At 61.2% G+C, this 26513-nt stretch carries 25 protein-coding genes and 3 tRNA genes; 12 read left to right on the top strand and 16 right to left on the bottom strand.

Annotated features, from left to right (window positions below; all coding sequences use genetic code 11):
- Window positions 1-46: 46 nt before the first annotated feature.
- Window positions 47-2674 (top strand): valine--tRNA ligase, encoded by a 2628-nt coding sequence (valS, locus tag J7I86_RS00285; protein WP_214814764.1) that lies wholly within the window; start codon window positions 47-49, stop codon window positions 2672-2674.
- A gap of 347 nt (window positions 2675-3021) precedes the next feature.
- Complete coding sequence (locus tag J7I86_RS00280) at window positions 3022-3897, top strand: Fpg/Nei family DNA glycosylase (RefSeq protein WP_214814762.1); 876 nt, start codon at window positions 3022-3024, stop codon at window positions 3895-3897.
- Window positions 3898-3907: 10 nt separating this feature from the next.
- Here J7I86_RS00280 and J7I86_RS00275 read toward each other — a convergent pair whose 3' ends face one another.
- The 6 genes from J7I86_RS00275 to J7I86_RS00250 all read right to left on the bottom strand — a co-directional run bounded on the left by J7I86_RS00275 (window position 3908) and on the right by J7I86_RS00250 (window position 9135).
- The gene (locus J7I86_RS00275; RefSeq protein WP_396019833.1) at window positions 3908-4570 is read right to left on the bottom strand and encodes a DsbA family protein; all 663 of its coding nucleotides are present in this window, start codon (window positions 4568-4570) and stop codon (window positions 3908-3910) included.
- A gap of 47 nt (window positions 4571-4617) precedes the next feature.
- The gene (clpX, locus tag J7I86_RS00270; RefSeq protein WP_062069254.1) at window positions 4618-5907 is read right to left on the bottom strand and encodes an ATP-dependent Clp protease ATP-binding subunit ClpX; all 1290 of its coding nucleotides are present in this window, start codon (window positions 5905-5907) and stop codon (window positions 4618-4620) included.
- 182 nt (window positions 5908-6089) lie between these two features.
- A complete protein-coding gene (locus tag J7I86_RS00265; protein ID WP_024816918.1) occupies window positions 6090-6749 on the bottom strand; it encodes an ATP-dependent Clp protease proteolytic subunit in 660 nt (219 codons plus the stop codon).
- Between the two features lie 39 nt (window positions 6750-6788).
- Entirely contained in the window at window positions 6789-7400 is a 612-nt protein-coding gene (locus J7I86_RS00260; RefSeq protein WP_017200592.1) for an ATP-dependent Clp protease proteolytic subunit, read from the bottom strand.
- A gap of 208 nt (window positions 7401-7608) precedes the next feature.
- Complete coding sequence (gene tig / locus J7I86_RS00255) at window positions 7609-8991, bottom strand: trigger factor (protein WP_214814760.1); 1383 nt, start codon at window positions 8989-8991, stop codon at window positions 7609-7611.
- Window positions 8992-9060: 69 nt separating this feature from the next.
- A tRNA-Pro gene (locus J7I86_RS00250) sits at window positions 9061-9135 on the bottom strand.
- 128 nt (window positions 9136-9263) lie between these two features.
- Here J7I86_RS00250 and J7I86_RS00245 point away from each other — a divergent pair.
- Window positions 9264-9334, top strand: a tRNA-Gly gene (locus J7I86_RS00245).
- A gap of 73 nt (window positions 9335-9407) precedes the next feature.
- Here J7I86_RS00245 and J7I86_RS00240 read toward each other — a convergent pair.
- From J7I86_RS00240 to J7I86_RS00230, 3 genes are read right to left on the bottom strand one after another with little or no spacing between them, the layout of a single operon-like run.
- Window positions 9408-10295: an Fpg/Nei family DNA glycosylase gene (locus J7I86_RS00240; protein ID WP_214814758.1), complete on the bottom strand. Its 888-nt coding sequence runs from the start codon at window positions 10293-10295 to the stop codon at window positions 9408-9410.
- Window positions 10295-10816: a ribose-5-phosphate isomerase gene (locus tag J7I86_RS00235; RefSeq protein WP_214814756.1), complete on the bottom strand. Its 522-nt coding sequence runs from the start codon at window positions 10814-10816 to the stop codon at window positions 10295-10297. The genes J7I86_RS00240 and J7I86_RS00235 overlap by 1 nt, the downstream gene beginning before the upstream one ends.
- 43 nt (window positions 10817-10859) lie before the next feature.
- Window positions 10860-11864 (bottom strand): hypothetical protein, encoded by a 1005-nt coding sequence (locus J7I86_RS00230; RefSeq protein WP_214814754.1) that lies wholly within the window; start codon window positions 11862-11864, stop codon window positions 10860-10862.
- Window positions 11865-11994: 130 nt separating this feature from the next.
- Between J7I86_RS00230 and pepN the strand changes: the two genes are divergently transcribed.
- The gene (gene pepN, locus J7I86_RS00225; protein WP_214814752.1) at window positions 11995-14556 is read left to right on the top strand and encodes an aminopeptidase N; all 2562 of its coding nucleotides are present in this window, start codon (window positions 11995-11997) and stop codon (window positions 14554-14556) included.
- Between the two features lie 58 nt (window positions 14557-14614).
- Window positions 14615-15094 (top strand): OsmC family protein, encoded by a 480-nt coding sequence (locus tag J7I86_RS00220; protein ID WP_214814750.1) that lies wholly within the window; start codon window positions 14615-14617, stop codon window positions 15092-15094.
- Here the strand turns inward: J7I86_RS00220 and J7I86_RS00215 are convergent.
- Window positions 15091-16104 (bottom strand): NAD-dependent epimerase/dehydratase family protein, encoded by a 1014-nt coding sequence (locus J7I86_RS00215; protein WP_214814748.1) that lies wholly within the window; start codon window positions 16102-16104, stop codon window positions 15091-15093. The two genes, J7I86_RS00220 and J7I86_RS00215, sit on opposite strands and share 4 nt — an antisense overlap.
- 87 nt (window positions 16105-16191) lie before the next feature.
- Here J7I86_RS00215 and J7I86_RS00210 point away from each other — a divergent pair, with 87 nt between their 5' ends.
- Both J7I86_RS00210 and J7I86_RS00205 read left to right on the top strand, forming a co-directional pair.
- A complete protein-coding gene (locus tag J7I86_RS00210; protein WP_214814746.1) occupies window positions 16192-16890 on the top strand; it encodes a mechanosensitive ion channel family protein in 699 nt (232 codons plus the stop codon).
- Window positions 16883-17359 carry a globin gene (locus tag J7I86_RS00205; RefSeq protein WP_286179074.1) on the top strand — a complete coding sequence of 159 codons (477 nt, stop codon included), beginning with the start codon at window positions 16883-16885 and terminating at the stop codon, window positions 17357-17359. Before J7I86_RS00210 ends, J7I86_RS00205 begins: the two co-directional genes overlap by 8 nt.
- 3 nt (window positions 17360-17362) lie before the next feature.
- Here J7I86_RS00205 and J7I86_RS00200 read toward each other — a convergent pair whose 3' ends face one another.
- On the bottom strand, window positions 17363-18034 hold the full coding sequence (locus J7I86_RS00200; RefSeq protein WP_214814744.1) for a hypothetical protein: 672 nt from the start codon (window positions 18032-18034) through the stop codon (window positions 17363-17365).
- 63 nt (window positions 18035-18097) lie between these two features.
- On the opposite strand from J7I86_RS00200, the gene J7I86_RS00195 reads away from it, so the two are divergent.
- Complete coding sequence (locus J7I86_RS00195; protein ID WP_214814742.1) at window positions 18098-19003, top strand: acyl-CoA thioesterase II; 906 nt, start codon at window positions 18098-18100, stop codon at window positions 19001-19003.
- Between the two features lie 76 nt (window positions 19004-19079).
- Here J7I86_RS00195 and ettA read toward each other — a convergent pair whose 3' ends face one another.
- Window positions 19080-20762: an energy-dependent translational throttle protein EttA gene (gene ettA / locus J7I86_RS00190; protein ID WP_105693031.1), complete on the bottom strand. Its 1683-nt coding sequence runs from the start codon at window positions 20760-20762 to the stop codon at window positions 19080-19082.
- Between the two features lie 56 nt (window positions 20763-20818).
- On the bottom strand, window positions 20819-21307 hold the full coding sequence (locus tag J7I86_RS22565) for a DUF6993 domain-containing protein (RefSeq protein ID WP_286179072.1): 489 nt from the start codon (window positions 21305-21307) through the stop codon (window positions 20819-20821).
- A 111-nt stretch (window positions 21308-21418) separates the two neighbouring features.
- On the opposite strand from J7I86_RS22565, the gene J7I86_RS00180 reads away from it, so the two are divergent.
- Window positions 21419-21856: an SRPBCC domain-containing protein gene (locus J7I86_RS00180; protein WP_214814740.1), complete on the top strand. Its 438-nt coding sequence runs from the start codon at window positions 21419-21421 to the stop codon at window positions 21854-21856.
- Window positions 21857-21899: 43 nt separating this feature from the next.
- Here J7I86_RS00180 and J7I86_RS00175 read toward each other — a convergent pair.
- Window positions 21900-21972, bottom strand: a tRNA-Arg gene (locus tag J7I86_RS00175).
- A gap of 221 nt (window positions 21973-22193) precedes the next feature.
- Between J7I86_RS00175 and J7I86_RS00170 the strand changes: the two genes are divergently transcribed.
- Both J7I86_RS00170 and J7I86_RS00165 read left to right on the top strand, forming a co-directional pair.
- Window positions 22194-22748 (top strand): single-stranded DNA-binding protein, encoded by a 555-nt coding sequence (locus J7I86_RS00170; RefSeq protein ID WP_214814738.1) that lies wholly within the window; start codon window positions 22194-22196, stop codon window positions 22746-22748.
- A gap of 63 nt (window positions 22749-22811) precedes the next feature.
- Entirely contained in the window at window positions 22812-23321 is a 510-nt protein-coding gene (locus tag J7I86_RS00165; RefSeq protein WP_214814736.1) for a GNAT family N-acetyltransferase, read from the top strand.
- Here the strand turns inward: J7I86_RS00165 and map are convergent.
- A complete protein-coding gene (gene map / locus J7I86_RS00160; RefSeq protein WP_214814734.1) occupies window positions 23238-24005 on the bottom strand; it encodes a type I methionyl aminopeptidase in 768 nt (255 codons plus the stop codon). The genes J7I86_RS00165 and map overlap by 84 nt on opposite strands.
- A 183-nt stretch (window positions 24006-24188) precedes the next feature.
- Here map and J7I86_RS00155 point away from each other — a divergent pair, with 183 nt between their 5' ends.
- A complete protein-coding gene (locus J7I86_RS00155) occupies window positions 24189-24875 on the top strand; it encodes a DNA alkylation repair protein (protein ID WP_214814732.1) in 687 nt (228 codons plus the stop codon).
- 51 nt (window positions 24876-24926) lie between these two features.
- On the opposite strand, the gene mptB is transcribed toward J7I86_RS00155, so the two are convergent.
- Entirely contained in the window at window positions 24927-26483 is a 1557-nt protein-coding gene (mptB, locus tag J7I86_RS00150) for a polyprenol phosphomannose-dependent alpha 1,6 mannosyltransferase MptB (protein WP_214814943.1), read from the bottom strand.
- Window positions 26484-26513 lie beyond the last annotated feature (30 nt).

Below are 26513 nucleotides of genomic sequence, written 5' to 3'. Positions count from 1 at the left end.
CCCCTGACGGGCGGGCTGTAACGCCAGGCCATGAAACAATTGACCCATGGCTGAATCAACGCAGGGTACAGACACGCCCGCCACCGCCCCCATCAACGTTCCCGACAAGCCGGCCCTTGAAGGCCTTGAGGCTGCCCTGACGCAGCGCTGGCTGAATGAAGGAACCTACAAGTTCAACCCGGACACCACCCGGGAGCAGGTCTACTCGATCGACACTCCCCCGCCCACGGCATCCGGCTCGCTCCACGTGGGCCACATGTTCTCCTTCACCCAGACTGATGTCCAGGCCCGCTACATGCGCATGACCGGCAAGAACGTCTTCTACCCCATGGGATGGGATGACAACGGCTTGCCCACCGAGCGCCGCGTCCAGAACTACTACGGTGTGCGTTGCGATCCCGCCATCCCCTACAAAGCCGACTACACGCCTCCCGCACAGCCAGCCAAGAACCAGCGCGATTTCGACGTCGTTTCGCGCCAGAACTTCATCGAACTGTGTGAAGAACTCGCCGTTGAGGACGAAAAGGTCTTCGAGAACCTGTTCCAAACCCTTGGCTTGTCCGTGGACTGGGACCTTACCTACCGCACCATTGACGACACCTCACGTGCGGTTTCCCAGCGTGCCTTCCTCGCGAACCTCTCTGCCGGTGATGCCTACATGGCCGAGGCACCCACTCTGTGGGATGTGACGTTCCGTACCGCTGTTGCCCAGGCTGAGCTTGAGGACCGCGAAGTCGCCGGCGCCTACTACCGCTACCCCTTCTTAACCGAAGACGGCGGGAAGATTTTCATCGAGACCACCCGCCCGGAACTGCTCGCTGCCTGCGCTGCACTGGTGGCAAACCCCGACGACGAACGGTACCAACCGCTCTTTGGCAAGACGGTGAAGTCTCCGCTCTTCGATGTGGAGCTTGAAGTCAAGGCACACCCCCTCGCCAAAGCGGACAAAGGCTCCGGCATTGCAATGGTGTGTACTTTCGGTGACCTGACCGATGTCACTTGGTGGCGCGAACTGCAGCTTCCCACCCGCGCCATCATGGGCCGCGACGGCCGCATCATTGCCGATACCCCTGAATGGATCACCACCGACGCCGGCAAGGAAGCTTACGCCGCGATCGCCGGAAAGACCGCCTTCTCCGCCAAGGAGGCAGTGGTTGAACTGCTCAAGGCAGCGGATCTGCTGGACGGCGAGCCGAAGAAGATCACCCACCCGGTGAACTTCTTCGAAAAGGGTGACAAGCCCCTGGAAGTTGTTACCTCCCGGCAGTGGTACATCCGCAACGGTGGCCGCGACGAGGAACGCCGCGAACGCCTGATCGGCCGCGGACAGGAAATCACCTTCCACCCCGCGTTCATGCGTTCCCGCTACGAGAACTGGATCGCCGGCCTCAACGGTGACTGGCTCGTATCCCGCCAGCGCTTCTTCGGCGTGCCCATCCCCGTCTGGTACCCGCTGGACGCCCAAGGCAACCCGGACTACGACAACCCCATCCTGCCTTCGGACGAGATGCTTCCCGTTGACCCTGCCGCGGATGCTGCTCCCGGATTCGAGGAATCGGAGCGCGACCAGGCCAACGGCTTCACCGGCGACGCCGATGTGCTGGACACCTGGGCAACGTCATCTCTGACCCCCCAGATTGTGGGTGGCTGGAGCCGCGACGAGGAACTGTTCTCCAAGGTCTACCCGTTCGATCTCCGCCCGCAGGGACACGACATCATCCGCACTTGGCTGTTCTCCTCTGCCGTTCGCGCGGACGCCCTGCAGAACAGCGCCCCGTGGAAGCATGCGGCCATCTCCGGCTGGATCCTTGACCCGGACCGCAAAAAGATGTCCAAGTCCAAGGGCAACGTTGTTGTTCCCACTGATGTGCTGAACGAGTACGGTTCGGACGCCGTCCGCTATTGGGCAGCATCAGCGAAGCTAGGTGCTGACACGGCCTACGAGATCGCCCAGATGAAGATCGGCCGCCGCCTGGCCATCAAATTGCTGAACGCTTCGAAGTTTGTGCTGAACCTCGGCGCCACCGAGAACTCAGTGGTGACCTCTGACCTGTCCGTGCTGACCAACCCGCTGGACCGGGCACTTCTGGCCCAACTGTCCGACGTCGTTGCCCAGTCCACCAAGGCGTTCGAGAACTACGACTACGCCCGCGCTCTCCAGATCACCGAGTCGTTCTTCTGGCAGTTCACCGATGACTACGTGGAACTCGTCAAGGACCGCGCGTACGGTGCCGCCGGTGACTCCGAGCAGGCCTCCGTCCTGGCCGCTTTGGCCACAACCCTGGACTCGCTCTTGCGCCTGTTCGCGCCGTTCCTGCCCTTCGCAACCGAAGAGGTCTGGGGTTGGTGGCGGACCGGATCAGTTCACCGTGCCGCGTGGCCCGCAGCCTTGGAGATCACCGATGGTGACACCACCATGCTCGGCACCGTGGGCATTGCACTCAGCGGTATCCGCAAGGCCAAGTCCGAGGCAAAGGTCAAGCAGCGCACCGAGGTTTTGTCTGCATCCATTACCGCTTCGGACGTATTGGTGGCTCAGTTGAAGGCCGGCCTTGGTGACCTCAAGGCCGCCGCCAACGCAAAGGAGATCACTCTCCAATCCGGTGATGGCGAGCTGACAGTCAGCGATGTGGAGCTGGCACCCGTCGAGGAACTGCCTGCGTCCCAGACGTAGCCCACGGCCCTTTTTTGGGCGAAAGATTTTGGGCAAAAGGGGAAGCCCCATCAGCGTTTTGCCGTTGGTGGGGCTTCGACTTTTCGGCTGTCTGGTGATGACTGGACAGTCTGGCGGAATCCTTGGAATTTCAGGTCTTCCTACCTCATCACTGGTAGGTTGCTTCCAACTTTGCCAAAGGCTGCGTTGGTTGCAATCACTGAATCTTTGGTTTCCGTGTCCCTCTTCTTTCGAAGTGGGTAAGAACCATTGTTGTCCCGTCGACGATGATGCACAAGGCCTTCGAACGAACTACAAACTTGTAGTTCCCGTGCCTTTGAACGGCCACCTGTGGCAGAGTATTGACCATGCCGGAACTCCCCGAAGTGCACGGCCTGTGCATGTACTTGGACAACCAACTCCATGGAGCCGTGCTGACCGAGGTCCGCATCAACTCCTTCTCTGCACTCAAGACGGCGGATCCCCCCTTCACGGCGCTCGAAGGCCGGACCATTCTTGGTGCACAACGCATCGGCAAGTTCGTGTGCCTCGACGCCGATGGCCTGTTCTTTGTTTTCCACCTGGCCAAAGCCGGCTGGGTCAGATACACCGAACACCCGTCCTCTGCCGGGCTGCGCATGGGCAAAAGCAACATCTCGGCACGGCTTTTGCTCCACCGGCCGGCCGACGACGTCCACATCGGCGTGGACCTGACCGAAGCGGGAACCAAGAAAAGCCTTGCGATCTACGTGGTGAAGGATCCGCAGGATGTTCCGGGCATAGCCACGCTGGGACCGGAGCCCCTCAGCCCCGATTTTGATCTCGATGCACTTGCAGCCATCGTCGGGTCTAGCTCTCAGCAGATCAAAGGCCTCCTGCGCAGCCAGAGCGTGATCGCCGGAATCGGCAACGCCTACAGTGATGAGATTCTCCACGCCGCCAGGATTTCACCCTTTGCCACCGCCAAGTCCCTTGACCAAGCAACAGTGGCCCGGCTTTATGAAGCCATGCAGGAAGTCCTGGTGGGTGCCGTCAACGCGGCAGCCGGCAAACCCTCCAGCGAGCTTAAGGACACTAAGCGCAGCAACTTCAGGGTGCATGCCAGAACCGGCCAGCCCTGCCCGGTGTGCGGGGATACCGTCCGTGAGGTGTCCTTCGCGGACACGTCACTTCAGTATTGCGCCACATGCCAGACCAACGGGAAGATCCTCGCCGACCGGCGTACTTCGCGGTTCCTCAAGTAGAGGTTCACCGCTAGTTGAATTCGGGGCTTTCAGTCCGGCTGCGCTTGAGCTCGAAGAAATGGGGGTAGCCGGCAAGCGTCACCGTGGCGTCCCAAACCTTTCCGGCTTCCTCACCCCGGGGAATACGAGTCAGGACCGGACCGAAGAACGCCGTGCCGTTGACAGCTACTACGGGCGTTCCAACGTCCTGGCCAACCAACGAAATACCGGCCTCGTGGCTGGCTCGCAACTGGGCATCGTATTCGTCCGAGTCTGCGAACCGTGCCAGGTCAGCTGGAAGTCCGGTCTCGGCGAGGGCCTTCCGGATCACCGAAGCACGGTCCTTGTTGCCCTCGTGGTGGATCTGCTCCCCCATGGCGTCGTACAACGGCTTTACGTAGCTGCTGCCGTGGAGTTCCCGGGCAGCGATGATCACGCGAACGGGGCCCCAGCTGTCATCCATCATGGCCCGGTAGTCCTCGGCAAGGTCGCGGCCCTCATTGAGCACTGAGAGGCTCATGACGTGCCACTCGGTCCCTATGCCCCGAACCTGCTCCACTTCACCAATCCAGCGCGAGGTGATCCATGCAAACGGGCAGACGGGGTCGAACCAGAAATCGGCCTTGTTGACGTTCTCTTCGGACACGATCTGTTCGGGCACAGGTAACTCCTCTGAAGGGTGTGAAAGCGACATGACGGCGGCCCCAAAGGGAACCACGTCCTGTTTAGGCCAACAGGAGGCTAGGCCGACTTATTCCGGCGCTTGGCCACCACGTCGTGGGCGATCATGGTGGGCTGTGCTGTCTTTGCCACGACGTCGGCCGTGATTACCACAGTTGCGATGTCATCCCTGCTGGGAAGATCAAACATGACGGGCAGCAGTACATCTTCCATGATGGCCCGGAGGCCACGTGCGCCCGTGCCACGCTCAAGGGCTTGGTCCGCAATGGCGTCCAAGGCGTCGTCCTCGAACTGCAACTCCACGCCATCGAGCTGGAACATCTTCTGGTATTGCTTGACCAACGCGTTCTTTGGCGTGGAAAGGATCTGAATCAACGCTGGCCGGTCCAGGCTGGAGACTGTGGTGATCACGGGGAGCCGTCCGATGAATTCCGGGATGAGGCCGAACTTGAGCAAGTCCTCCGGCATGACTTCGCCGTAAGTGTCAACGTTGTCCCGGGCCTCGTTGAGCGGCGCACCGAAGCCGATGCCCTTACGCCCGGACCGCGAACCAATGATGTCTTCCAGCCCGGCGAAGGCACCAGCCACAATGAAGAGAACGTTGGTGGTGTCGATCTGGATAAATTCCTGGTGGGGGTGCTTCCGGCCGCCCTGGGGTGGAACGGAGGCCACAGTACCTTCGAGGATCTTCAGGAGTGCCTGCTGCACACCTTCGCCTGATACATCGCGCGTGATGGACGGGTTTTCACTCTTACGGGAGATCTTATCGATCTCATCGATGTAGATGATGCCTTGCTCGGCCTTTTTGACATCATAGTCAGCGGCCTGGATGAGCTTGAGCAGGATGTTCTCTACATCCTCGCCAACATAGCCGGCCTCCGTCAGGGCAGTGGCGTCAGCTACGGCGAACGGCACGTTGAGCCGGCGGGCCAGTGTCTGGGCGAGGTAAGTCTTTCCGCAGCCTGTAGGGCCGATCAGAAGGATGTTGGACTTGGCGATCTCCACATCCTCGTGGTGCGATCCCTCGCCGAGGCTGCCGGCCTTGGGTGCGTGACCTGCTTGGATACGCTTGTAGTGGTTGTAGACAGCTACCGCCAGCGAACGTTTTGCCGGTTCCTGGCCGATCACGTATTCCTGCAGGAAGTCGAAGATCTCACGAGGCTTGGGCAGTTCAAAACTACCGAGATCGGAAACTTCAGCGAGTTCTTCCTCGATGATCTCGTTGCAAAGCTCGATGCACTCATCGCAGATGTAGACACCGGGCCCGGCAATCAGCTTCCGTACCTGCTTCTGGCTCTTTCCGCAGAAAGAACACTTCAGCAGATCCGTGCTCTCGCCAATCCGAGCCATGTGTGAATCCCTTCGTTGCATGCGGGTGATGCGGCTCCGCGCCGTACTCAAGTGTGCGGCTGCGCCGCGGTTGGCGCCACCGTGACAACATCCACTCTAGGTCACAATGGGCTGCTTGGGTGGAAACAGAACGCCGGTGCGGTCCATATTTCGTGAACCGCACCGGCGTTCAAATCCGTGCACTACCGGGTGATTGCCTGGGGCTTGATCTTCCGGGAGTCCAGAACCTGGTCGATGAGACCGTAGCTCAGGGCATCCGCAGCGGTGAGGATCTTGTCTCGCTCGATGTCGTTGTTGACCTGCTCGGACGTACGGCCCGAGTGGTGCGCCAACGTGTCTTCAAGCCAGGTGCGCATGCGCATGACTTCCGCGGCCTGGATCTCCAGGTCAGACGCCTGTCCGCCCTGGCCACCGGAAAGCGCCGGTTGGTGGATCAAGACGCGGGCGTTCGGCAGGGCCAGTCGCTTACCGGGCGTACCAGCGGCAAGCAGGACTGCAGCTGCACTGGCTGCCTGTCCAAGGCACACCGTCTGAATTTCCGGACGAATGTACTGCATGGTGTCATAAATGGCCGTCATGGCCGTGAACGAGCCACCCGGCGAATTGATGTACAGGGTGATGTCGCGGTCCGGATCCGTGGATTCGAGGACCAGCAGCTGGGCCATGATGTCGTCAGCGGAAGCATCGTCCACCTGGACGCCGAGGAAGATGATGCGGTCCTCGAACAGCTTGGTGTACGGGTCCTGGCGCTTGAAGCCGTAGGGCGTGCGCTCCTCGAACTGGGGCAGGACGTAACGGCTGGACGGGAGATTACCGGCAGACCATCCGAAGTTGTAGTTCATGTTCTTTACTCCTGGGGTTTCAGTGGTTCTTTGTGCCGGTTAGTTTTCGGAGTTCGACTGGTTGGCCGTTCCGCCGCCACCTGCAACAGAACCGGCGTGCGCCGAGATCTTGTCGAAGAAGCCGTACTCCAGGGCTTCAGCGGCCGTGAACCACTTGTCGCGGTCGTTGTCCTTGAGGATGGTTTCCACGGACTGCCCGGTCTGCTCTGCCGTGAGTTCGGCCATGACCTTCTTCATGTGCAGGATCAGTTCAGCCTGGATCTTGATGTCCGAGGCCGTACCGCCGATGCCGCCCGAGGGCTGGTGCATCAGGATGCGGGCGTTGGGCGTTGCATAACGCTTGCCCTTGGTGCCGGAGGACAGGAGGAACTGGCCCATGGATGCTGCCAGGCCGGTTGCCACGGTGACCACATCGTTCGGGATGAACTGCATGGTGTCGTAAATGGCCATGCCGGCCGTTACGGAGCCACCCGGGGAGTTGATGTACAGGTAGATGTCCTTCTCCGGGTCTTCGGCCGAGAGGAGGAGGAGCTGAGAGCAAATGGCGTTGGCGTTCTCGTCACGGACTTCAGAGCCGAGCCAGATGATGCGCTCTTTCAGCAGGCGGTTGTAGATGTAGTTGTCCTGGGCTGCGGGATCGACAGTTGCCATCCGGGGAGCCTCTGATTGCTGTGACATAAGTACTTACCTCTCGCTGGTGCCAGTGACCTCACTGAACTTCACTACTTGGACACTAACCGTTTTCACGGGCGATTTGTTCGCCGAAATCGCACTGTTCGCTGACGGCGCACGTGTCCGTTCAGGGCTTAAAGCAAACCGGCCCCGGATCATGTGATCCGGGGCCGGTTGGAGTCGTTGACTAGAACTTCACTGCTGCGGGGTCGTCGCTTGCAGCAACTTCAGCATCTTCGGTTGCTTCAACAGCTGCAGCCTCTTCGGTCGCTGCTTCGCCTGCAGGGCGGACGAAGTCGGTGAGGTCAACCTTGTTGCCCTCGGAGTCCACTACCTCGGCCTGGCCCAGCACAACGGCCAGGGCCTTCCGGCGGCGAACCTCGGAAACCATCATGGGAACCTGGCCGCTCTGATCAATGATCTGGGCGAACTGGTTGGGGTCCATGCCGTACTGGCTGGCAGTGGTGACGATGTAGTCGATCAGCTCGTTCTGGCTGACGTCCACTTCTTCCTTGTCAGCGATGGCGTCAAGGATGATCTCGTTCTGGAAGGCGCGCTCAGAGTTGGCCTTGACCTCGGCGCGGTGTTCCTCGGTGTCGTGGTCACCTTCACCGTGTGCGTTCTCCGGGTTGAAGTGAGCTTCGATCTGCTCTTCAACTACGGAGTCCGGGACCGGAACCTCAACAAGCTCAACGAGCTTGTCCAGAACCTTGTCGCGGGCTTCGACGCCCTGCTCCACTACCTTGGAGTCGGCTGCCTGCTTGGCGAGGTCCTCACGGAGTTCGGCAAGGGTGTCGAACTCGGAGGCAAGCTGCGCGAAGTCGTCATCTGCCTCGGGAAGCTCGCGCTCCTTGACCGCCTTGACACCAACCTTCACCTGTGCGGATTCGCCGGCGTGGTCGCCGCCAACCAGCGTGGTCTCGAAGATAGCTTCCTCGTCGGCAGAGAGGCCGGTCACGGCTTCATCGAGGCCTTCAAGCATGGTGCCTGCACCAACCTGGTAAGAAAGGCCGGAAGCGGAATCGATGTCTTCGCCATCAATCGTGGCGGTGATGTCGATGGTCAGGAAGTCGTCGTTCTTGGCAGGACGCTCAACGGACTTCAGCGTGCCGAAACGGCCCCGCAATTCGTCCAGCGCTTTGTCGACGTCGGTTTCGGAAGACTCAGCAGCGGCAACCTCAACCTTGATGCCGGCGTAGTCGGGCAGCTCGATCTCGGGGCGGACATCGATCTCCACTTGGAACTTGAGCTCGCCATCGGTTGCGGACGGGTCCGGAACCTCGGTGATTTCAACTTCGGGACGGCTCAGGGGGCGAACGCCCGTTTCCTGAACTGCGGCCTGGTACCAGCCGTTGAGGCCATCGTTGATGGCGGTCTCCAGAACATAGCCACGGCCAACGCGCTGGTCGATCAGCTTGGAGGGAACTTTGCCCTTGCGGAATCCGGGAACCTGGATCTGCGAAGCAACGGTCTTGTACGCGGCATCGATGCTCGGCTTGAGTTCCTCATAGGGAACCTCGACGTTGAGCTTGACCCGCGTTGCGGTGAGGTTCTCGACAGCGCTCTTCACAGTCTAAGTACTCCTGAATTTGTGGGTATGGGGTTCTGTCGTGTCCCTGAAGCGGACACAAACACAGAGTCGGGGTGACAGGATTTGAACCTGCGACTTCCTGCTCCCAAAGCAGGCGCTCTAGCCAAGCTGAGCTACACCCCGAACGCACAGGACAGTCTACGGGGAAGTGAGCCAAGAATGCACATTTGACACTGCCGCCGGAATTAGGTTTAGTTGTACCCGGCTTCAACAGCCACCGGGAAGATGTCCGAAACAAGGATATCCGTCCTGGGGACGTAGCTTAATGGTAAAGCCTCAGTCTTCCAAACTGATTACGCGGGTTCGATTCCCGTCGTCCCCTCCGATAAGAAGGGCCCCGATCCACGGATCGGGGCCCTTTTTTGTCTGGAAGCTCGTTGTCCAGGAACGGATTCCTACACCTGGCAGCCCGGACACCAATACAGTTTGCGGGCACCGATTTCCGTCATCCCCACGAGCGTCCCGCAGGTGCGGCAGGGCAGGCCGTTCCGCTTATAAACAAAGTGTGCATCGGCGTCGGGCGCTACACCACCGCCGCCTGTCCACAGCGCGGATGGCGTTGTAACAATGCGTCCATCCCGGACGCCGTCGGACATGCTGTCCACGGTGTCATCCCAGAGGCGACCAGCAGTCTCGGCGTCTATGCTGCTCCCCGGCGTCCAAGGATCTACTGCTTGCCGGAACAGTACCTCGGCCCTGTAGATGTTGCCGACGCCGGCCAGGACGGACTGGTCCATCAGCAGCAGGGCCACGGCTGTCTTACGGCGACGCAGGCGGCGGATGAATTCCTTGCGGTCGCCTTGACGATTGTGCAGCGGATCGGGGCCCAGACGCGCCAAGACGGCAGCGGCCTCCGCTGCCGTTATTGCCGCACAGGTGGTGGCACCGCGGAGGTCCGCCCAACCATGGTCTGAGACCAAGCGGACGCGCACAGCACCTACGGGCGCGGGCGGGCCGGTGTACTCACCGGCGTCGGAAGAAGGTCCCGCTTCCCGTTCGCCGATCCGACGCGGAGCACCGATGCTGGACGCGCCCGTAAAGGAACCATCGCCACCGAAACTCCAGGCACCGTAGAGGCCCAAGTGGACGTGAAGGAAGAGCTCATGGTCAAACCTGAGAAAGAGCTGCTTTCCGTGGGCCATGGAGTCCTCCATGATGTGCCCGGTGAGGAGCTCCGCGCCGGCAGTAAACCTGCCTTGCGGGCTGGAAACGTCCAAGCGCCGGCCCCCAAAAACATCCTGGAATTGGCGGGCCAGCCTATGGACAGAATGCCCCTCAGGCACTACTCAACGATCTCGCCGGTGGTTTCATACACCGCAATTTTTCCGATGCGGCGAACGTGGCGTTCATCGTTGCTGAACGGTTCCTGCAGGAAGGCCTCAATGAGTTCAGTAGCTTCTTCGACCGTGTGCTGGCGTCCGCCAACAGCTACCACGTTGGCATCATTGTGCTCGCGGGCCAACTTTGCCGTGGAGAGGTTCCAAGCCAGTGCGGCGCGAACGCCGTTGACCTTGTTCGCAGCAATCTGTTCACCGTTGCCCGAGCCGCCCAGCACGATGCCCAAAGCGTGGACGCCGGCTTTCTGGTCCGCCACTACAGCAAGGCCGGCATTGATGCAGAAGGAAGGGTAGTCATCCAGTGCGTCGTACTCCTTGGGCCCGTGATCCACCACTTCGTAGCCCTTGGCCGTGAGGTGGCCGACCAGGTGGGCACTGAGTTCCATGCCGGCGTGGTCCGTAGCGATGTGGACGCGGGGTGTAGTCACAGGAAGTCCATTCTTTCTGGCGCGCGGCGGGTACGGCATGTGGCCGGGCGCGACGATGAGGGATGCGCTACCTAGGGTACCGCTACCCGGGGTGTTGGGCCTGCCCGTCGCCCTGGGCCCGATGCGCCGCCCGGTTGAGAACTCCGGCGAGTTTGTCTGCCGAAGCCTGGGTCCCTGCGCTGAGCGCCACCCGGCCTCCATTAAGTTTCCTTACGACGACGGCCGGGCCGCTTCCAACGAGCATCGCGGTTGCGTCGTCGTGGTGCCGCCAGCCCCACCCGCCATAATCTGCGGCCTTGACCTCCGCGGGGGCTGCTGCAGCGATGTCAACGGCGGGGACGGTCAGGACGCGCACGATCCCGCCGGCGAACACTTGAAGCCCTCCCCTGTCCGCCCGCACCCTGGCGAACAGGAAGCCAGCGCCGACCAACGCAGCCGCTGCAACCAGAGCGCCGAGCCAAGGAACAGCCACCGCTATCAGTGCGGCGGGGAACAGCGCCGAGACTACGATCATGATGAAAACGGAACTCCGGGCATGCACCCACAGCCGGAGCGTGTCGTGGGCGAGATCGGGATCCTCGAGAAGCCGCAACTCTTCTTCGAGTGCAACGTCATCCTCCCGGGTCCAGCGCGGGTCCGGCTTGAACGCGAACATCATCACCACACCCAAAGCCACGGCGGCGCCGCTGCCCATGGCCAGCACAATCGGGTCCACGTGGGAGTCGCGCGCGTCCGCCAGGCCGGATTGGCCCACCAGTCCGGCCGCCACCACCGAGGTGATGAAGAGGCTCACTGTCAGGCCAAGGCCCATCATGACGCGCCGCATAACAACCGGCCTGGTTAATGACACCGCTTGGAGGAAGACTGCCCAGCCGCAGAAGATGATGAGGGCAGCGCCTCCGGCTACATACGCGCCGAACGGCGCGAACGAGGTGCCGCCGTCGGCGTTCCACATCACCGCAACAGGATTGGGGAGGTCGTTGCGCAGCATCTGAGCGCACACCACAAACCCCACGGCGAGCAGCAGCGGAAAGGCAAGCGCAAACCTCAGTGCACGGAAATCGATGGTTTCCCGGAACGATGCCATGATCCAACGCTACTCCCTAGGGCGACACTGTGGTGCCCGCTCCTTGCCTTCCCGGCCCGCAGTGAAAGAATGGCTTCACACCAGCGTCCGGCCATGACTGGCCGGCCATCCCAATCTTCGGAGGCACCACTTGCCAGGCCTGAACCTTACGCGCGACGAAGCCGCGAAACGCGCCGAACTGCTCAACGTCGATTCGTACAACGTCACCCTGGACCTGACCCAGGGAGCAGAAACCTTCGGCTCCACCACCGTTGTCAGGTTTTCTGCGGAGCCGGGTTCGTCCACATTCATCGATGCCATCACGGCGGCAGTCCACAGCGTGACCCTTAATGGCAGCGAACTGGACCCCTCGGAAGTTTCCGACGGCGTCCGCATTCAGCTCCCGGACCTGGCGGCGGACAACGAACTGGTGGTGGTGGCCGATGCTCCGTACATGAACACCGGCGAAGGCCTCCACCGCTTTGTTGACCCTGTTGACAGCGAGGTTTACCTCTACACGCAGTTCGAAGTACCCGACTCCCGGCGCATGTTCGCCGTCTTTGAGCAGCCCGACCTGAAGGCAAGCTTCACGTTCACCGTTACGGCGCCGTCGCATTGGGACGTGACCTCCAACTCCCCCACGCCGGTCCCGGTTGAAGCGCCTGCTGCAGATGACGGCACGGCGCGTTCGGTTTGGAAGTTCGACTCCACTCCTCGTCTGTCCTCCTACATCACGGCATTGATTGCCGGGCCGTACCAGTCGACCCGCTCCGAAGTCACCAGCTCCGACGGCCGCGTTATTCCGCTTGGAGTTTTTGCCCGCAAGTCACTCATGCAGTACCTCGACGCGGACAACATCTTCGAACTGACCCGCCAAGGCTTCGAGTTCTTCGAGGAACAATTCGGATTCCCCTACCCGTTCGAGAAATACGATCAGCTGTTTGTTCCGGAGTTCAACGCCGGGGCCATGGAAAACGCCGGTGCCGTGACCATTCTGGAAGGCTATGTCTTCCGGGGAAAGGTCACCGGCGCCCAGATTGAACGCCGTGCCATCACGGTCCTGCATGAACTGGCGCACATGTGGTTCGGGGACCTGGTGACCATGCGCTGGTGGAACGACCTCTGGCTCAACGAATCCTTCGCCGAATACATGTCACACCTGGCCGCCGTGGAGAACACGGAGTTCCACCAGGCCTGGACAACGTTCGCTTCCGTGGAAAAGTCGTGGGCGTACAAGCAGGACCAGCTTCCCACCACCCACCCGATCTTCGCCGAGATCAACAACCTCGAAGACGTTGAGGTGAACTTCGACGGCATCACCTACGCCAAGGGCGCCTCGGTCTTGCGCCAATTGGTGGCTTGGGTAGGCCCGGAACAGTTCATGGCCGGCGTCCGCACGTACTTCGCCAAGCATGCCTGGAAGAACACCGAGCTCGCCGACCTCATGGTGGAGCTCGAGGCAGCCAGTGGCCGCGACCTGGACGCATGGGGAAAGCAGTGGCTCGAAACTGCCGGAGTGAACACCCTGGCTCCGGAGCTGACAGTAGATGCCGAGGGCACCATCACCGGTTTCGCGATCCTGCAGACCGCAATCGATGAACAGCCCACCCTCCGCCCGCACCGCCTCGCCGTCGGCTTCTACTCACTCTCCGGTGACGGCAAGCTGGAACGGACCCACCGCGAGGAACTCGACGTCGATGGCCCCCGCACCGAGGTAGCCGCCTTGGTTGGAAAGGCCCGGCCGGACCTGATCCTGCTCAACGACGACGACCTCGCCTACGCCAAGGTCCGCCTTGATGAACACTCACTGGCAACTGCCAAAGCCCACCTGAAGGACTTCGCCACCAGCCTGCCCCGTACCTTGGTGTGGGGTTCGGCCTGGGACGCTGCCCGCGACGGTGAAACCCCTGCCCGCGGCTACGTGGAACTGATTCTGGCGAACATTGCTTCGGAAACAGATTCTTCAGTCATCCTGGTCCAGCTGCGTCAGCTCGCAACCACCCTGACGTACTACGTAGCCGCAGAACACAAGCTCGAGACCACCATCGCAGCCGCAGACAAGCTGTGGGAGCTCGCATCCGCTGCTGCTGCGGGCTCGGATGCCCAACTGCAATTCGCCAAGTCCTATGCCCAGCTGGCACGCAGCGGCGGGCAGATGGACCGTATTCAGGCCCTCCTGAACGGCACGGAAACACTCGAAGGCCTCAGCATCGATCAAGACATGCGCTGGGAGTTGCTTACAGCACTCGTCGCCGGTGGACGGCAGGACCAGGCCCGTATTGATGAGGAGCTCACACGCGACAACACTTCCACAGGCCAAAATGCAGCAGCATTGGCCAAAGCAGCCATCCCCACCCCTGTTGCCAAGGCAGCAGCCTGGGACGCAATCGTGGTCAAGGGAGACCTCTCCAATGCCCTGCAAGCCTCAGCCGTGGCCGGGTTCATGCGAGTTCCGGACACCGCCCTGTTGGAGCCTTTCGCGGAGAAATACTTCGCTGCCGTCCCGGGAATCGTCGAGGAACGAACACACGCCTTGGCCCAGCAGATCGTGGTAGGGCTCTACCCGGCACAACTCACGACACAAGCCACGGTGGACCGCACCGATGAATTCCTGGCCGGACTTCCACAGAAGAGCGCAGCACTGCGCCGCATGATGCTGGAAAACCGCGACGGCGTAGCCCGGGCCCTGCGTGCACGGGCAGCGGACGCCTAAGCCCTGCAGCACCTGAGGCCCCTGCGGGCAGCCGGCATTCCATGGCTAGACTGTCCGCATGGGCCTCAACGAACACCACTACGCGCTGACCGTTCGCTGGACCGGAAACCTTGGCGAAGGCACGGCCGGATATCGGGCGTACTCCCGGGATCATGACGTTGAGATCAGTGGCCTTCCCACGTTGAAAGGTTCCGCAGATCCCACATTCCATGGGGACCGGACACGGTACAACCCGGAACAATTGCTACTGGCAGCCCTCTCGCAGTGCCACATGTTGTCCTTCCTCCATGTGGCCGTCAAGCACGGGGTGGTAGTAACCGGCTATGAGGACAACGCCGAAGGCCTTATGAAGCTAAACCGGGACGGCAGCGGGCAGTTCGAAAGCGTCACTCTGAAGCCGCACGTCACCATTGCCGATCCCGCCCATGCAGATTTGGTCCCACAGCTTCACCATGAAGCCAATCAAGTGTGCTTCATTGCCCGCAGCGTCAACTTCCCGGTCCTCCACGAACCACTGACGACGGCGGCCGCAGCCTAACGCTGTTCGAGCCGCCAGAGTGCCACAAGCCTCTGTTCTGTCTCACGACGCAGTCCCGCTTTACGGTCCCTGTCCAGGCCCCGCTGACGTTCATCCTCGAGTGTGGCCGCCAAAGTCTCCTGCCATGGACGCAGGGCCATGCCACGCTCCCGTGCCGCTCGGTTGGTCCGCGCCTGAAAGCCATCGTGGCCTTCCGGCAGCCAGAGGGGCAGCGAATCCGGTCCTGACCAGTATTCGATGCCGTGTCCCACAAGCCAATCTTCATCAACGCGGACAAGGTCCTCAGCGTCCGTGTTTCCTTTTGGTGTTCCGGCCGCGCGCTGTGACTCCGCGAGGTAGTCCTCGAATCGAACCACATCTCCGAGGGCGTTAAAGGTACCTGAGAGTCCTTTTTCGGCGGACTGCAGGATCCAGGCCGCGAGATCCCGGACATCGATGATCTGTGTAGCGTCATCCGGAATATCCGGAACGAGCACGGGGCCAGCGTTCGCAGCGAATCGCGCCGGCCAGTAGCCGTATCTGTCGGTACCATCCCCGGGTCCGCCGATGAGGCCGGCGCGGACGATGTGGGCCTTATTCCCCACGGTTGTAAGCGTCATGTGCTCAATCGCGGACTTGGACTCTCCATAGGTTGCCGGGGTGCCTGCCTGACCAACCGGCAAGGGCTCCAAAAGTGCCGCGCTTTCGTCCGCACCGGGCACCGAATGGTCCGCATACACGGAGCAACTGGAGACGAAAGTCCAATGAGCTGCCGCCGGCCCCAACACGTCCAGTGCCACACGTGCCTGCACGGGATCCCGGGAGACGTCCACAACCTCATCCCAACCGCCGGCAACGTCCGTGAAGGCCGCAGCACCCAAGGCTCGGTCGCCCCTCACCCAGGTGACGCCGTCGGGCGGGCCAGCTGAGGTACCCCGCGCCAAACAGGTGACATCATGTCCGGCAGCAACGGCCTGCCGTGCGATTTCTGCCGACAGGAAGGCGGTACCGCCCAAGACCAGGATGCGCATACCGTCACGCTACGGCGCTAGGGTTATAGGTGGACAGAGTGTTCCGCGCCCGGCGAACACGGGCCGACGACAAGGAGCTATTCCACCTTGACCTCCATCCCCTTGGCGGAAACGATCAACATCGAACCCGAAAAAATCGACCTCATGTCGATCCTCATCACAGTAGGCGTAGGCCTGGCCGTGTGGATCGTGGCACGGTTCACCATCCTGCGCATCACGCGGCGGGTATCCGCGGGAAGTTCTTTCTTCAAGAAGCCACACTTCAAATGGGTGCAGCCCGCAATCCGCGCACTGGATCACGAACGCCGCTCCCAGCGCGCCGAAACCATCGGCACACTGCTGACCAGCCTTGTGAGCGTCGTGGTAGTGGTGATCGTCATCATCTACGTCCTCAAATACATGAATGTGGACGTCGCGCCGCTCCTGACCAGCGTAGGAATCCTTGGTGTTGCCATCGGTTTCGGCGCCCAACAATTGATTCGCGACTTCCTCGCAGGAATCTTCATCACCATTGAGGACCAGTATGGAATTGGTGACGTAATTGTAACCAGCGAAGTGATTGGTACCGTTGAATCAGTGGGCCTGCGCATTACCAGGGTCCGCGCTGAGGACGGAGCCATCTGGTACCTGCGCAACGGCGAAATCCTCCGCGTGGGCAACCGATCACAAGGCGACTACGTGCCGGTGGAGACACCTGACCCCAGCGACCAAAACGGCGCTGTAGCTGCACCCGTCACAGCAGGCGCACCGCGCGTCACCAAAGCCGAGGAGAAGTCCAATGAGTAACACTGCAGGTGGGCCGCCACCGGCGCCGCAGACCGGCCCCCGACGCCAGCTGATGCAGAACGATCCGTTCAGTCAGCCCGCCTACACGGACAGCTTCTACGCCGCAGTTGGCGGGCACGAGACATTCGTCAAGCTGATCGACGCCTTTTACGACGGCGTTGCCACGGACCCCTTGCTTCGGCCCATGTACCCCGAGGAAGACCTCGGGCCGGCCAAGCGCCGCTTCCTCATGTTCCTGGAGCAATATTGGGGCGGCCCCACCACTTACGGCGAGGAACGCGGCCACCCACGGCTGCGAATGCGCCACATGCCATTCAGGGTGACCCCGGAAGCCAAGGACCGTTGGTTGTTCCACATGCGGACGGCCGTGGACTCTTTGGAGCTCTCGCCGCTGCATGAGGGCACCCTGTGGGACTACATGGAGCGGGCAGCGCTGACCATGGTCAACAGCCCTTCAGCCGGCGCCTAGTCTCTAGAAGCCGAGTCCCAGGCCTGCCCCGGTCCTGACCAGTACATGGCCGCGGGGTCCGCTCAGGCGGAACCAGCGGCCATTGCGGAAGACCTTCTGCTCGGCGTCGCCCAGGAAACCCAACGCGAAGGCAGCGAAGGCAGCGCCTGCCGGCAGCTCGTCCAGGCCGGGCAGCTCCCGGCCCCACACTGCCGCCCTGGCCGTGTTTACCACCGCAGCTCCCGCCAGCGCCGGAATGACACCGGCTACCTCCGCGATGCCGGCCTCTGCAGCTGCCTTGAGGCCTGCGTCCAAAACTGATCCTTGGGGTACCCACCCGGTCCGGGGCGCGCCGACCCCCGCCCAGGACTCAGAAACGGTCGACGGCGGGATGGGCAGTTCCACATCGTCGACCCCTGACCGGGCCAACCGGTCCAGGACGGACGCGAGCGTAACGGTGACATCGGCGTGGGCAGGCTCAGCGAGGGCCATGGTCCTCAGGCCAAGGATGGTGGGGGTCGATTCGCCCAGGATGCGAGGCCTCAGCACGCACACATAAGCGGCAAGGACGGTGCCCGCGGCCTGGAGGCGGATGGCGCCGTCGTCGATGCTTTTTGCCCTGGTGACAAAGGTTCGCAGGTCTGCGAGGTCACGGGGATCGGCGAAGCGGAAGGACTGGGTCAAGACGTCTGTCACATCATCGACTCTACCGGCATGTCCCCGGTTGAGAGGGGTCGGGGCGGCGTCTAAAGTCGAACCATGACTGAGACGAATGCTGGCCTCGAGGTGGAAGCACCCGTAGAAGACCCCATGGAAGTGCTGATCAGCCTGCTGGACCTTGGTGATTTTGACGGAGCCCGGACCAATGAGGACATCTTCCTGGGCCCGTCCCAAAAGCAGCCCCGGCATCGTGTTTTCGGCGGCCAGGTGCTGGCGCAGTCCATGGTTGCAGGCATGCGGACCGTGGAGCCGGACCGGGTGGCACACTCCATGCACGGCTACTTCCTGCGTCCAGGTGACGCCAACAAGCCCATCACCTTCGGGGTGGAGAGGCTTCGGGACGGCCGGTCTTTCTCCGCCCGCCGCGTACACGCCTACCAGGACGGTGTGCCCATTCTCTCCATGATCGCTTCCTTCCAGGTAGAGGACAGCGGCTTGGACCATCAGGCGCAGATGCCCGAAGGCATCCCCGATCCTGAATCCCTGCCCAGCACGGCCGAGCTGCTATCCCACTACGACCATCCCATGGCGCGGCACATGTCTTCGGAGCGGCCATTCGACGTCCGACACATCGACCCGGCGCTGTACGTGTCACCGCCCGCCGATCACGTAGCCACCAACGCAGTGTGGATGAAGACCATAGGTCCCCTGCCTGATGACCCCAACCTTCACCGGGCAGCGCTGGCGTATGCGAGCGACTACACGTTGCTGGAGTCGATACTCCGTAAGCACGGCCTGGCGTGGATGACGCCCGGGATGAGCGTTGCCAGCCTCGATCACGCCATGTGGTGGCATCGTCCCGTGCGTGTGGATGAGTGGATGCTCTACGTCCAGGAATCCCCCAGCGCCCAGGGCGCCCGGGGACTCGCCACGGGACGTATCTTCAACCGGGAAGGGCAGCATGTTGCCACCGTGGCCCAGGAAGGCATGGTCCGGATTCCGTAGCCTGCGGCCATGACGCAGAAAGGCCGGTCCCAGCGGGACCGGCCTTTCTTGGTTTTTACCTGTCAAGCGACATGAATTAGTCGCGGGTCAAGCGGCGGTGCGTGACGCGGTGCGGCTTGGCAGCATCGGGGCCAAGGCGCTCCACCTTGTTCTCTTCGTAGGAGTCGAAGTTGCCTTCGAACCAGTACCACTTGGAGGGGTTCTCGTCGTCACCTTCGTAGGCGAGGATGTGGGTAGCTACCCGGTCCAGGAACCAACGATCGTGCGAAACCACCACTGCGCAGCCCGGGAATTCGAGAAGAGCGTTTTCAAGACTACCCAGGGTTTCGACGTCGAGGTCGTTAGTGGGTTCGTCAAGGAGCAGGAGGTTGCCACCCTGCTTGAGCGTCAATGCAAGGTTGAGGCGGTTGCGCTCGCCACCGGACAGAACACCAGCCTTCTTCTGCTGGTCCGGGCCCTTGAAGCCGAACGCCGACACGTAGGCACGCGAAGGCATTTCGACGTGACCGACCTGGAGGAAGTCATGGCCTTCCGAGACAACTTCCCAGAGGGATTTGTTGGGATCGATGCCGCCACGGGACTGGTCCACGTAAGAGATCTTCACGGACTCGCCGATCTTGAGCTCACCATCGTCCAAGGGCTCCATGCCGACGATCGTCTTGAAAAGCGTGGACTTACCCACACCATTGGGTCCGATGACGCCAACGATGCCGTTGCGGGGCAGCGAGAAGGAGAGGCCATCGATCAGGACTCGATCATCGAAACCCTTCTTCAGGTTCTTGGCCTCGATGACCAGGGAACCCAGGCGCGGTCCCGGCGGGATCTGGATCTCTTCGAAGTCCAGCTTACGGGTGCGATCGGCCTCTGCAGCCATTTCCTCGTAGCGGGCAAGACGGGCCTTGGACTTGGTCTGGCGGCCCTTGGCGTTGGAGCGCACCCACTCCAGTTCCTCGGTAAGGCGCTTGGACAGCTTGGCGTCCTTTTTGCCTTGGACCTCCAGGCGAGCCTTCTTCTTCTCCAAGTAGGTGGAGTAGTTGCCCTCGTACGGGTAGAGGTGCCCGCGGTCGACTTCTGCAATCCACTCAGCCACATGATCCAGGAAGTAGCGGTCGTGGGTCACGGCAAGAACTGCACCGGGGTACTGGGAGAGGTGCTGCTCCAGCCAAAGAACGCTCTCAGCGTCCAAGTGGTTGGTGGGCTCGTCAAGGAGCAGAAGGTCAGGCTTCTGCAGGAGAAGCTTGCACAGCGCTACGCGGCGGCGTTCACCACCGGAGAGGACGGTGACATCGGAGTCAGCCGGCGGGCAGCGCAGCGCATCCATGGCCTGCTCAAGCTGGGAATCAATATCCCAGGCATCCGCGGCGTCAATGGCTTCCTGAAGCTTGCCCATCTCATCCAGGAGCGTCTCATAGTCCGCATCCGGGTTGGCCATTTCTTCGGAGATCTCATTGAAGCGCTGGATCTTGCCATAGATCTCGCCAACACCTTCCTGGACGTTGCCCAGGACGGTCTTTTCCTCGTTCAGCGGCGGTTCCTGCAGGAGGATGCCCACGGTGTAGCCGGGGCTCAGGCGGGCCTCGCCGTTTGAAGGGGTGTCCAGTCCGGCCATGATCTTCAGGATGGTGGACTTACCAGCACCGTTCGGGCCCACGACGCCGATCTTCGCGCCAGGGTAGAACGACATGCTGACATCGTCCAGAATAAGTTTGTCGCCAACGGCCTTGCGAGCCTTGGTCATCGTGTAAATGAATTCCGCCATGCCCTTAAATCTAATGGGTAGGCGGACATAACTCACATTCGAGCACTGGGGTGGAACTAGCGGGCGTCTCCCACGAAGCATTTTCCCGAGGCCAACACGGGCAGCACAGTGACCGCCACCCCGCCATCGCGGATTTGCCCCATGATGCAACTATCGCCCGTCCGGGCTGCGGCTTCCATGGCGTCGACGTCCAGTCCGGTGGGCGTGCGGCTCACGGACACCTCCACATTGTCTTTGGGGATGCCCGCAGAAACCAAAGCTGCCCGCAACGTCTCCCGGTCGGGCTGTTGGTTACCGGCAACCAAGCTTCTCAGCGTGGACTCCACGGCCGAGGTGGTTGCCGCAACAGCGGGATCAACAGTGGAGGTGGCCTGCGGACTGGCGGACTTCGAGGGGGAAACCGTGGGCTGAACGGTTGAAGACGCGGGCCCTGCCGTGCAAGCCGTCATCGCCAAGGCTGCAACGATCATCAGCATCATTCCGGCCACGCCAACTTTCGTTGCCTCTGCTGCCCTGCCGTTTGCCTGTGCGGTTCGCCTGCTCATCACCTAGCTATTCTGCCATTCGCACACGAGTGCCATTCACTTGGCGTGCTGACGGGCGTAGCGTTTCCTCAGATGGGTTTCGCAGGGCCGGACAGAAGGTGGAGCTGCACAATGAGTGGACAAATCCAGGATGCTGTCGCATCGACCAGTGTGGCTGCCCCGCCTGAAAAGGTTTGGGAGGCGTTGACTGACCCCACGCTCATTCAGCAGTACTTCCTGGGAACCAATGTCACCACGACATGGCGGGTGGGCGATCCCATCACGTACTCGGGCGAGTACGACGGCAAGCCGTACCAGGACAGAGGCGTCATCCTTGCTTTCGATCCCCCGAAGTTACTGAAGACCACGCATTACAGTCCAGCGTCGGGGCTCCCCGACGTTCCCGAGAACTACCACACTGTGGCCTACAACGTGACCGAAGAGTCTGAGGGAACAACAGTGACCATCAGGCAGGGCAACAATTCGAGTGAAAGGGAAGTGGAGCAGTCCACTGGGATGTGGGAGTTGGTACTCCAGAATCTCAAGGAATTTCTTGAATCAAGGCCTTAAAGTGACATCCCCCTCGGACGCTGTTCCGAGGGGGATGTTTCTGTGCCCCAGGAGGGAATCGAACCCCCGACCGGCGGATTAGAAGGCCGCTGCTCTATCCCCTGAGCTACTGGGGCGCACTCGCGCCATTACCAACATGGGCCGCTGGCGCCACAAAGAGTTTACAGTGCGATCGGTGAGCTACTTGCCACACCCTCCCAACTGCCTCTATTCCTCCACAACTGTCGTATGGCCGGGGTTATTCACATACGCGTATGAGGCACTCCCCCGCCGGTCTTCGTTGGATGAAGCTGGAAGAGCCGGACAGGCACTTCCCTACACCGAGAAGGACCACCAAATGAATGACATGATCACCGTCCGGGGCTTCGTGGCCTCGGAGGTCAAGAGTTCCACCACAACGCGGGGCACGGCTACTGCATCATTCCGCCTCGGAACCACGGAGCGCCGCTACGATCGCACTACCAACACCTGGGTGGATGGAAACACCAACTGGTACACAGTCCAGTCATTCCGTTACCTCGCCGGGCACATTGGATGCAGCATCAAAAAGGGACAACGGGTGCTCGTGGTTGGGAAGCTCCGCCTGCGGCAATGGGAACATGAGGGCCGCGTCTACCATGTGGCCGAAATCGATGCCGAATCAGTAGGGCATGACCTCATGTGGGGCTCTGCCAACTTCACCCGAATGAACGGCACCTCAACCCCTGCCGATTCGGCCCCTGCTGTGGAAGCGCCCGGCACTCCTGACAGCAGCAACGAGTGGGACTCCGAAGACCACCAGCCAGTACCGCCCGAAGACGAGTCCATCCCAAGCAACCTGGACAACCCTGACGGCACCGGCCCGCTACTGGTCAACACCACAACCGGGGAACTGGTGGGTGCCGGAGTTTGACCGTCGCGCCACGGCTCAGGTGCCTGCGGGACCAGCCCTGCACGCCGGGCCTATTCTGGGTCCATGGCACAGAACCATGCTGCTTCGAGGATCGAAACGGCTCCGGCTACCTGGGCGGCCGTTGAGGAACTGTTCGGAACCAAGGGCGAACCCTCCCGGTGCTGGTGCCGGTGGTTCGCCCTTACCGCCAAAGACTGGGCCAGCTCATCGCCGGGTGACCGTAGGGTATTGCTGAAGTCAGCGTTCCGGACAGGTCCGGCGCCCGGCGTCCTGGCGTTCCGGGGTGGACGCCGAGTCGGTTGGTGCGCAGTAGAACCCCGGCGAAGTTACCCGCGATTGAAAAGGTCGCAGGTACTCGGGGCAACGGCGGCTACACCCACGGAAGACCCCGCTAGTCTCTGGGCGGTTAGTTGCTTCGTCGTGGCACCTCAGCACAGGCGCACGGGCGTATCCTCCGCGTTGCTGGCCGCAGCGGTCCGGAAGCGTTGCCTATGGCAGCGTCAGGATGACCGGGCCCTCAGCCGTGATAGCTATCGTGTGCTCACTGTGGGCGGAGCGCCGGCCGTTTGCTGAACGAAGAGTCCATTCGTCCTCGTCGTGGTAGTAGTCGTCCTTGCCGCCCAAGATCAGCATGGGTTCAATGGCAATGACCAGGCCTTCTTCGAGCTTCATGCCCCGGCCAGGCCGGCCAAGGTTGGGAACGGGAGGTTCGGCGTGCATTGTCCGGCCGATGCCATGGCCACCATGATCAGCCAACAGCCCGAAGCCGGCACGTTTGGCCTCACCGCCGATTGCATAGGCCAGGTCGCCCATCTTGTTGCCGACGCGGGCTGCGTCGATACCGCGCGCAAGTGCTGCTTCTGTCGCTTCCACCAAACCCTGATCCTCCGGGACTGCGGTGCCCACAACAAAGCTGACTGCAGCATCACCGCACCAACCTTCCAGGAAGGCACCGCAGTCCACGCTGAGCAAATCGCCGTCCTCAAGTACATATCCATTCGGGATCCCGTGCACCACGGCATCGTTAACGCTGGTACAAATCACGCCGGGGAACGGCACTGCCGCCCACCGCGGGTGGTAATCGAGGAAGGCGGGCTTTGCGCCGGCGTCGGAGATCACGGCGGCTGCGACGTCGTCGAGCTCCTCAAGTGAAACACCCACGGCAGCGTGCTCCCGCACGGCGGACAGTGCATGAGCCACAACGCGCCCCGCTTCACGCATCAACGCAATCTGGTCCGGTGATTTCAGTATTGACATCGAGATTCCTCCGGTTTTGCCGACGTGAGCCAGCGGTGAGTGAATGGAGCAACTGACCGTACGCGGACCTGCGCTTCCGAATATGCCCCACTCTACGGCTGGCCCACAGTGGGAGCGAGGCCCTTGGTTCCCTCGGCCACCATTCGAACCCTGTTGATCCATCACCCGTCCTAGAGTTGTGGCATGACCAACAATGTCCTGGTGCACTCCATTCGGTCTGCTCTCCATTCGGCCGCTGACGCTGAGCGCGGACGTGGTGCGCAGGCCTATATGAAGTCCGATATGCCTTCTTTGGGTGTCCGGGTTCCCGAGGTACGCAAAATCGTGAAAGCGGCAGCAAAGCAGTTTCCCGCGACATCGCCGGATGACCTGCGACAAGCCGTTCTTGAGCTGTGGCGCAACGCTGAAGCCCGTGAAGAGCGTTACGCAGCCATCGACCTGACGGGCCTGCGCATGGTTACGAAAGACCTTCAGATGCTGCCCGTCTACGAAGAGATCATTCGGACGGGTGCTTGGTGGGACCTCGTAGACGGAGTGGCGCACCGGATCTGTGGGCTCCTGCTCGCCCACAGATCCACCATGACGCCGACGCTTCTTCAATGGTCCAGGGATGATGACATGTGGATCCGGCGGGCAGCTATCACTGCACAGTTGGGGGCGAAGTCGGAAACTGATTCCGGCCTCCTGGAAGCGGTTATCTCCTCGAACCTCTCAGATAATGAGTTCTTCATTCGCAAGGCCATCGGATGGGCGCTTCGCGAGTACAGCAAAACAGAGCCTGCGTGGGTCAAGGCTTTCGTTTCCAGCAACGCGGCCACCATGAGCCCGCTGTCCACCCGCGAGGCCTTACGGCTGTTGCAGTCCACCTAAAACAAGGAATCGCAGGAGCGAGGAACAGCAGGCACTGAGCTACGACGTGCCTCAGATAATAGGGCGCAAACCTACTTCGTCCCGCACCCGGAACAAGCTCTTGGTCTTCGGATCCATGAAGATCAGGTAAATAGCGAAGAACAGCGCAATGATGGCCGCGCCGATCCGGGCCAGCAACAGCGCCAAGCCCAGGTCTTCACTCTGAAGGTATGGGAACACATCCAACTGGTCCGAGATGGCGTAGACCATGAAGAATGACACAACAAAGTACAGGGCCTTGACCTGCCAGTCGTTGCGAATACCGGTCACAGCAAACAGTGGGATCAACCACACCACGTACCACGACTGAATCATGGGCGCCAGCAGGACAATGGCCGCAAATGCCAGCGTAAGGCGCCGCATAAGTCGGTCGTAGTCCCCCCGGAAGATCAGCCATGCAGCGGCCGCAACCATAAGGATCTTTCCGGCATCGTAAACAACCTTGGCCATGACGTCGCCGTCCAACCCCAAAACGTTGGAAATCGAAGCGACAGCCAACCCGAGAAGACCAACGGGCGCATACCAGATCGCTACGCTTCCAGGCGCTGACAACCCGTTGATCCAACCAAATCCGAAGCCGTTGACCAAGCTCAATGCGTAAAGAAGTCCGAAGCTCAACGCCGCTGTCAGGAACCAATAAAGGAATTTGCGCGGCCAGGAGGCGTGTTTGCCTGCCCACAGAAGTCCGATGAAGGGGAGGAATATCACCGTGATCGGCTTGACCGAAATGGACAGCGTGACCAGCACCAGTCCGGGAATGATGCGACGGGTTGCGCAGTAATAAAGGCCTGCCAGTGCCAGCCCAATCATCAACGCATCGTTGTGGACACTGGCAATAAAGTTAGTAAGGAAGAGCGGGTTGGCCGCTGTGAGCCACAGTGCCCTGTGAGGATTCACGCCGTGGAGTTTCGCGAGCTTCGGCACGTACACAATGCAAAGGACCACCCCCACGACGGCGACAAGACGGAAGAGCATGACGCTTGCTTCCGGTTGAACGTTGGTCACCCACACTACAAACTGTTCAATCCAGAGAAACAGTTGCCCGTAGGGTACCGGCGCCTCTGTCCACTGCTTGTCGGCACCCAATTGGAAGTAGTTGGGCAACGCGGATATACCGTTTTCATACGGGTTGATGCCTTCCACCATCAACCGGCCCTGGCCGATGTAAGCGTAAACGTCCCTACTGAAGAGGGGGACGGTGAACATCATGGGCAGGCCCCAGGCCACTATGGCCTGCAGCGTGGCCTTTCGGGCTTCCAGCCCCCACACCCGGACGCGTTGGCCCAGTCGCAGCCAGGCGCGGACCAGCAACATGCCACCGATGGCCAACAGCACAATGGATAGACCAACGCCCACACCCTCGGTGCGCATCCAGATAAAGAGCGGCAACCGACGCAGTTCGGAAACCGGTGCAAGCCAGCCAACGCCCAACGAACCGAACACCATGAATATGGAACCTATGAAACCGGCGATTAATGGCGAACGTGCGTTATCTACCTCGCCGGCTACGGCGTCGGCTGACGGCGTTGCTGCCCCTGCCAACTGGGCGGCGGGTATTGGCACCGTCATGTGGTCGTCATCCAATCGTTCACCCGCTGT

The sequence above is a fragment of the Arthrobacter sp. ISL-95 genome, assembly GCF_018613695.1.
In the GTDB taxonomy this organism is placed as follows: Bacteria; Actinomycetota; Actinomycetes; order Actinomycetales; family Micrococcaceae; genus Arthrobacter.
Note: the sequence above shows the minus strand (reverse complement) of the source record. Positions and strands in the feature narration are given on the sequence as shown.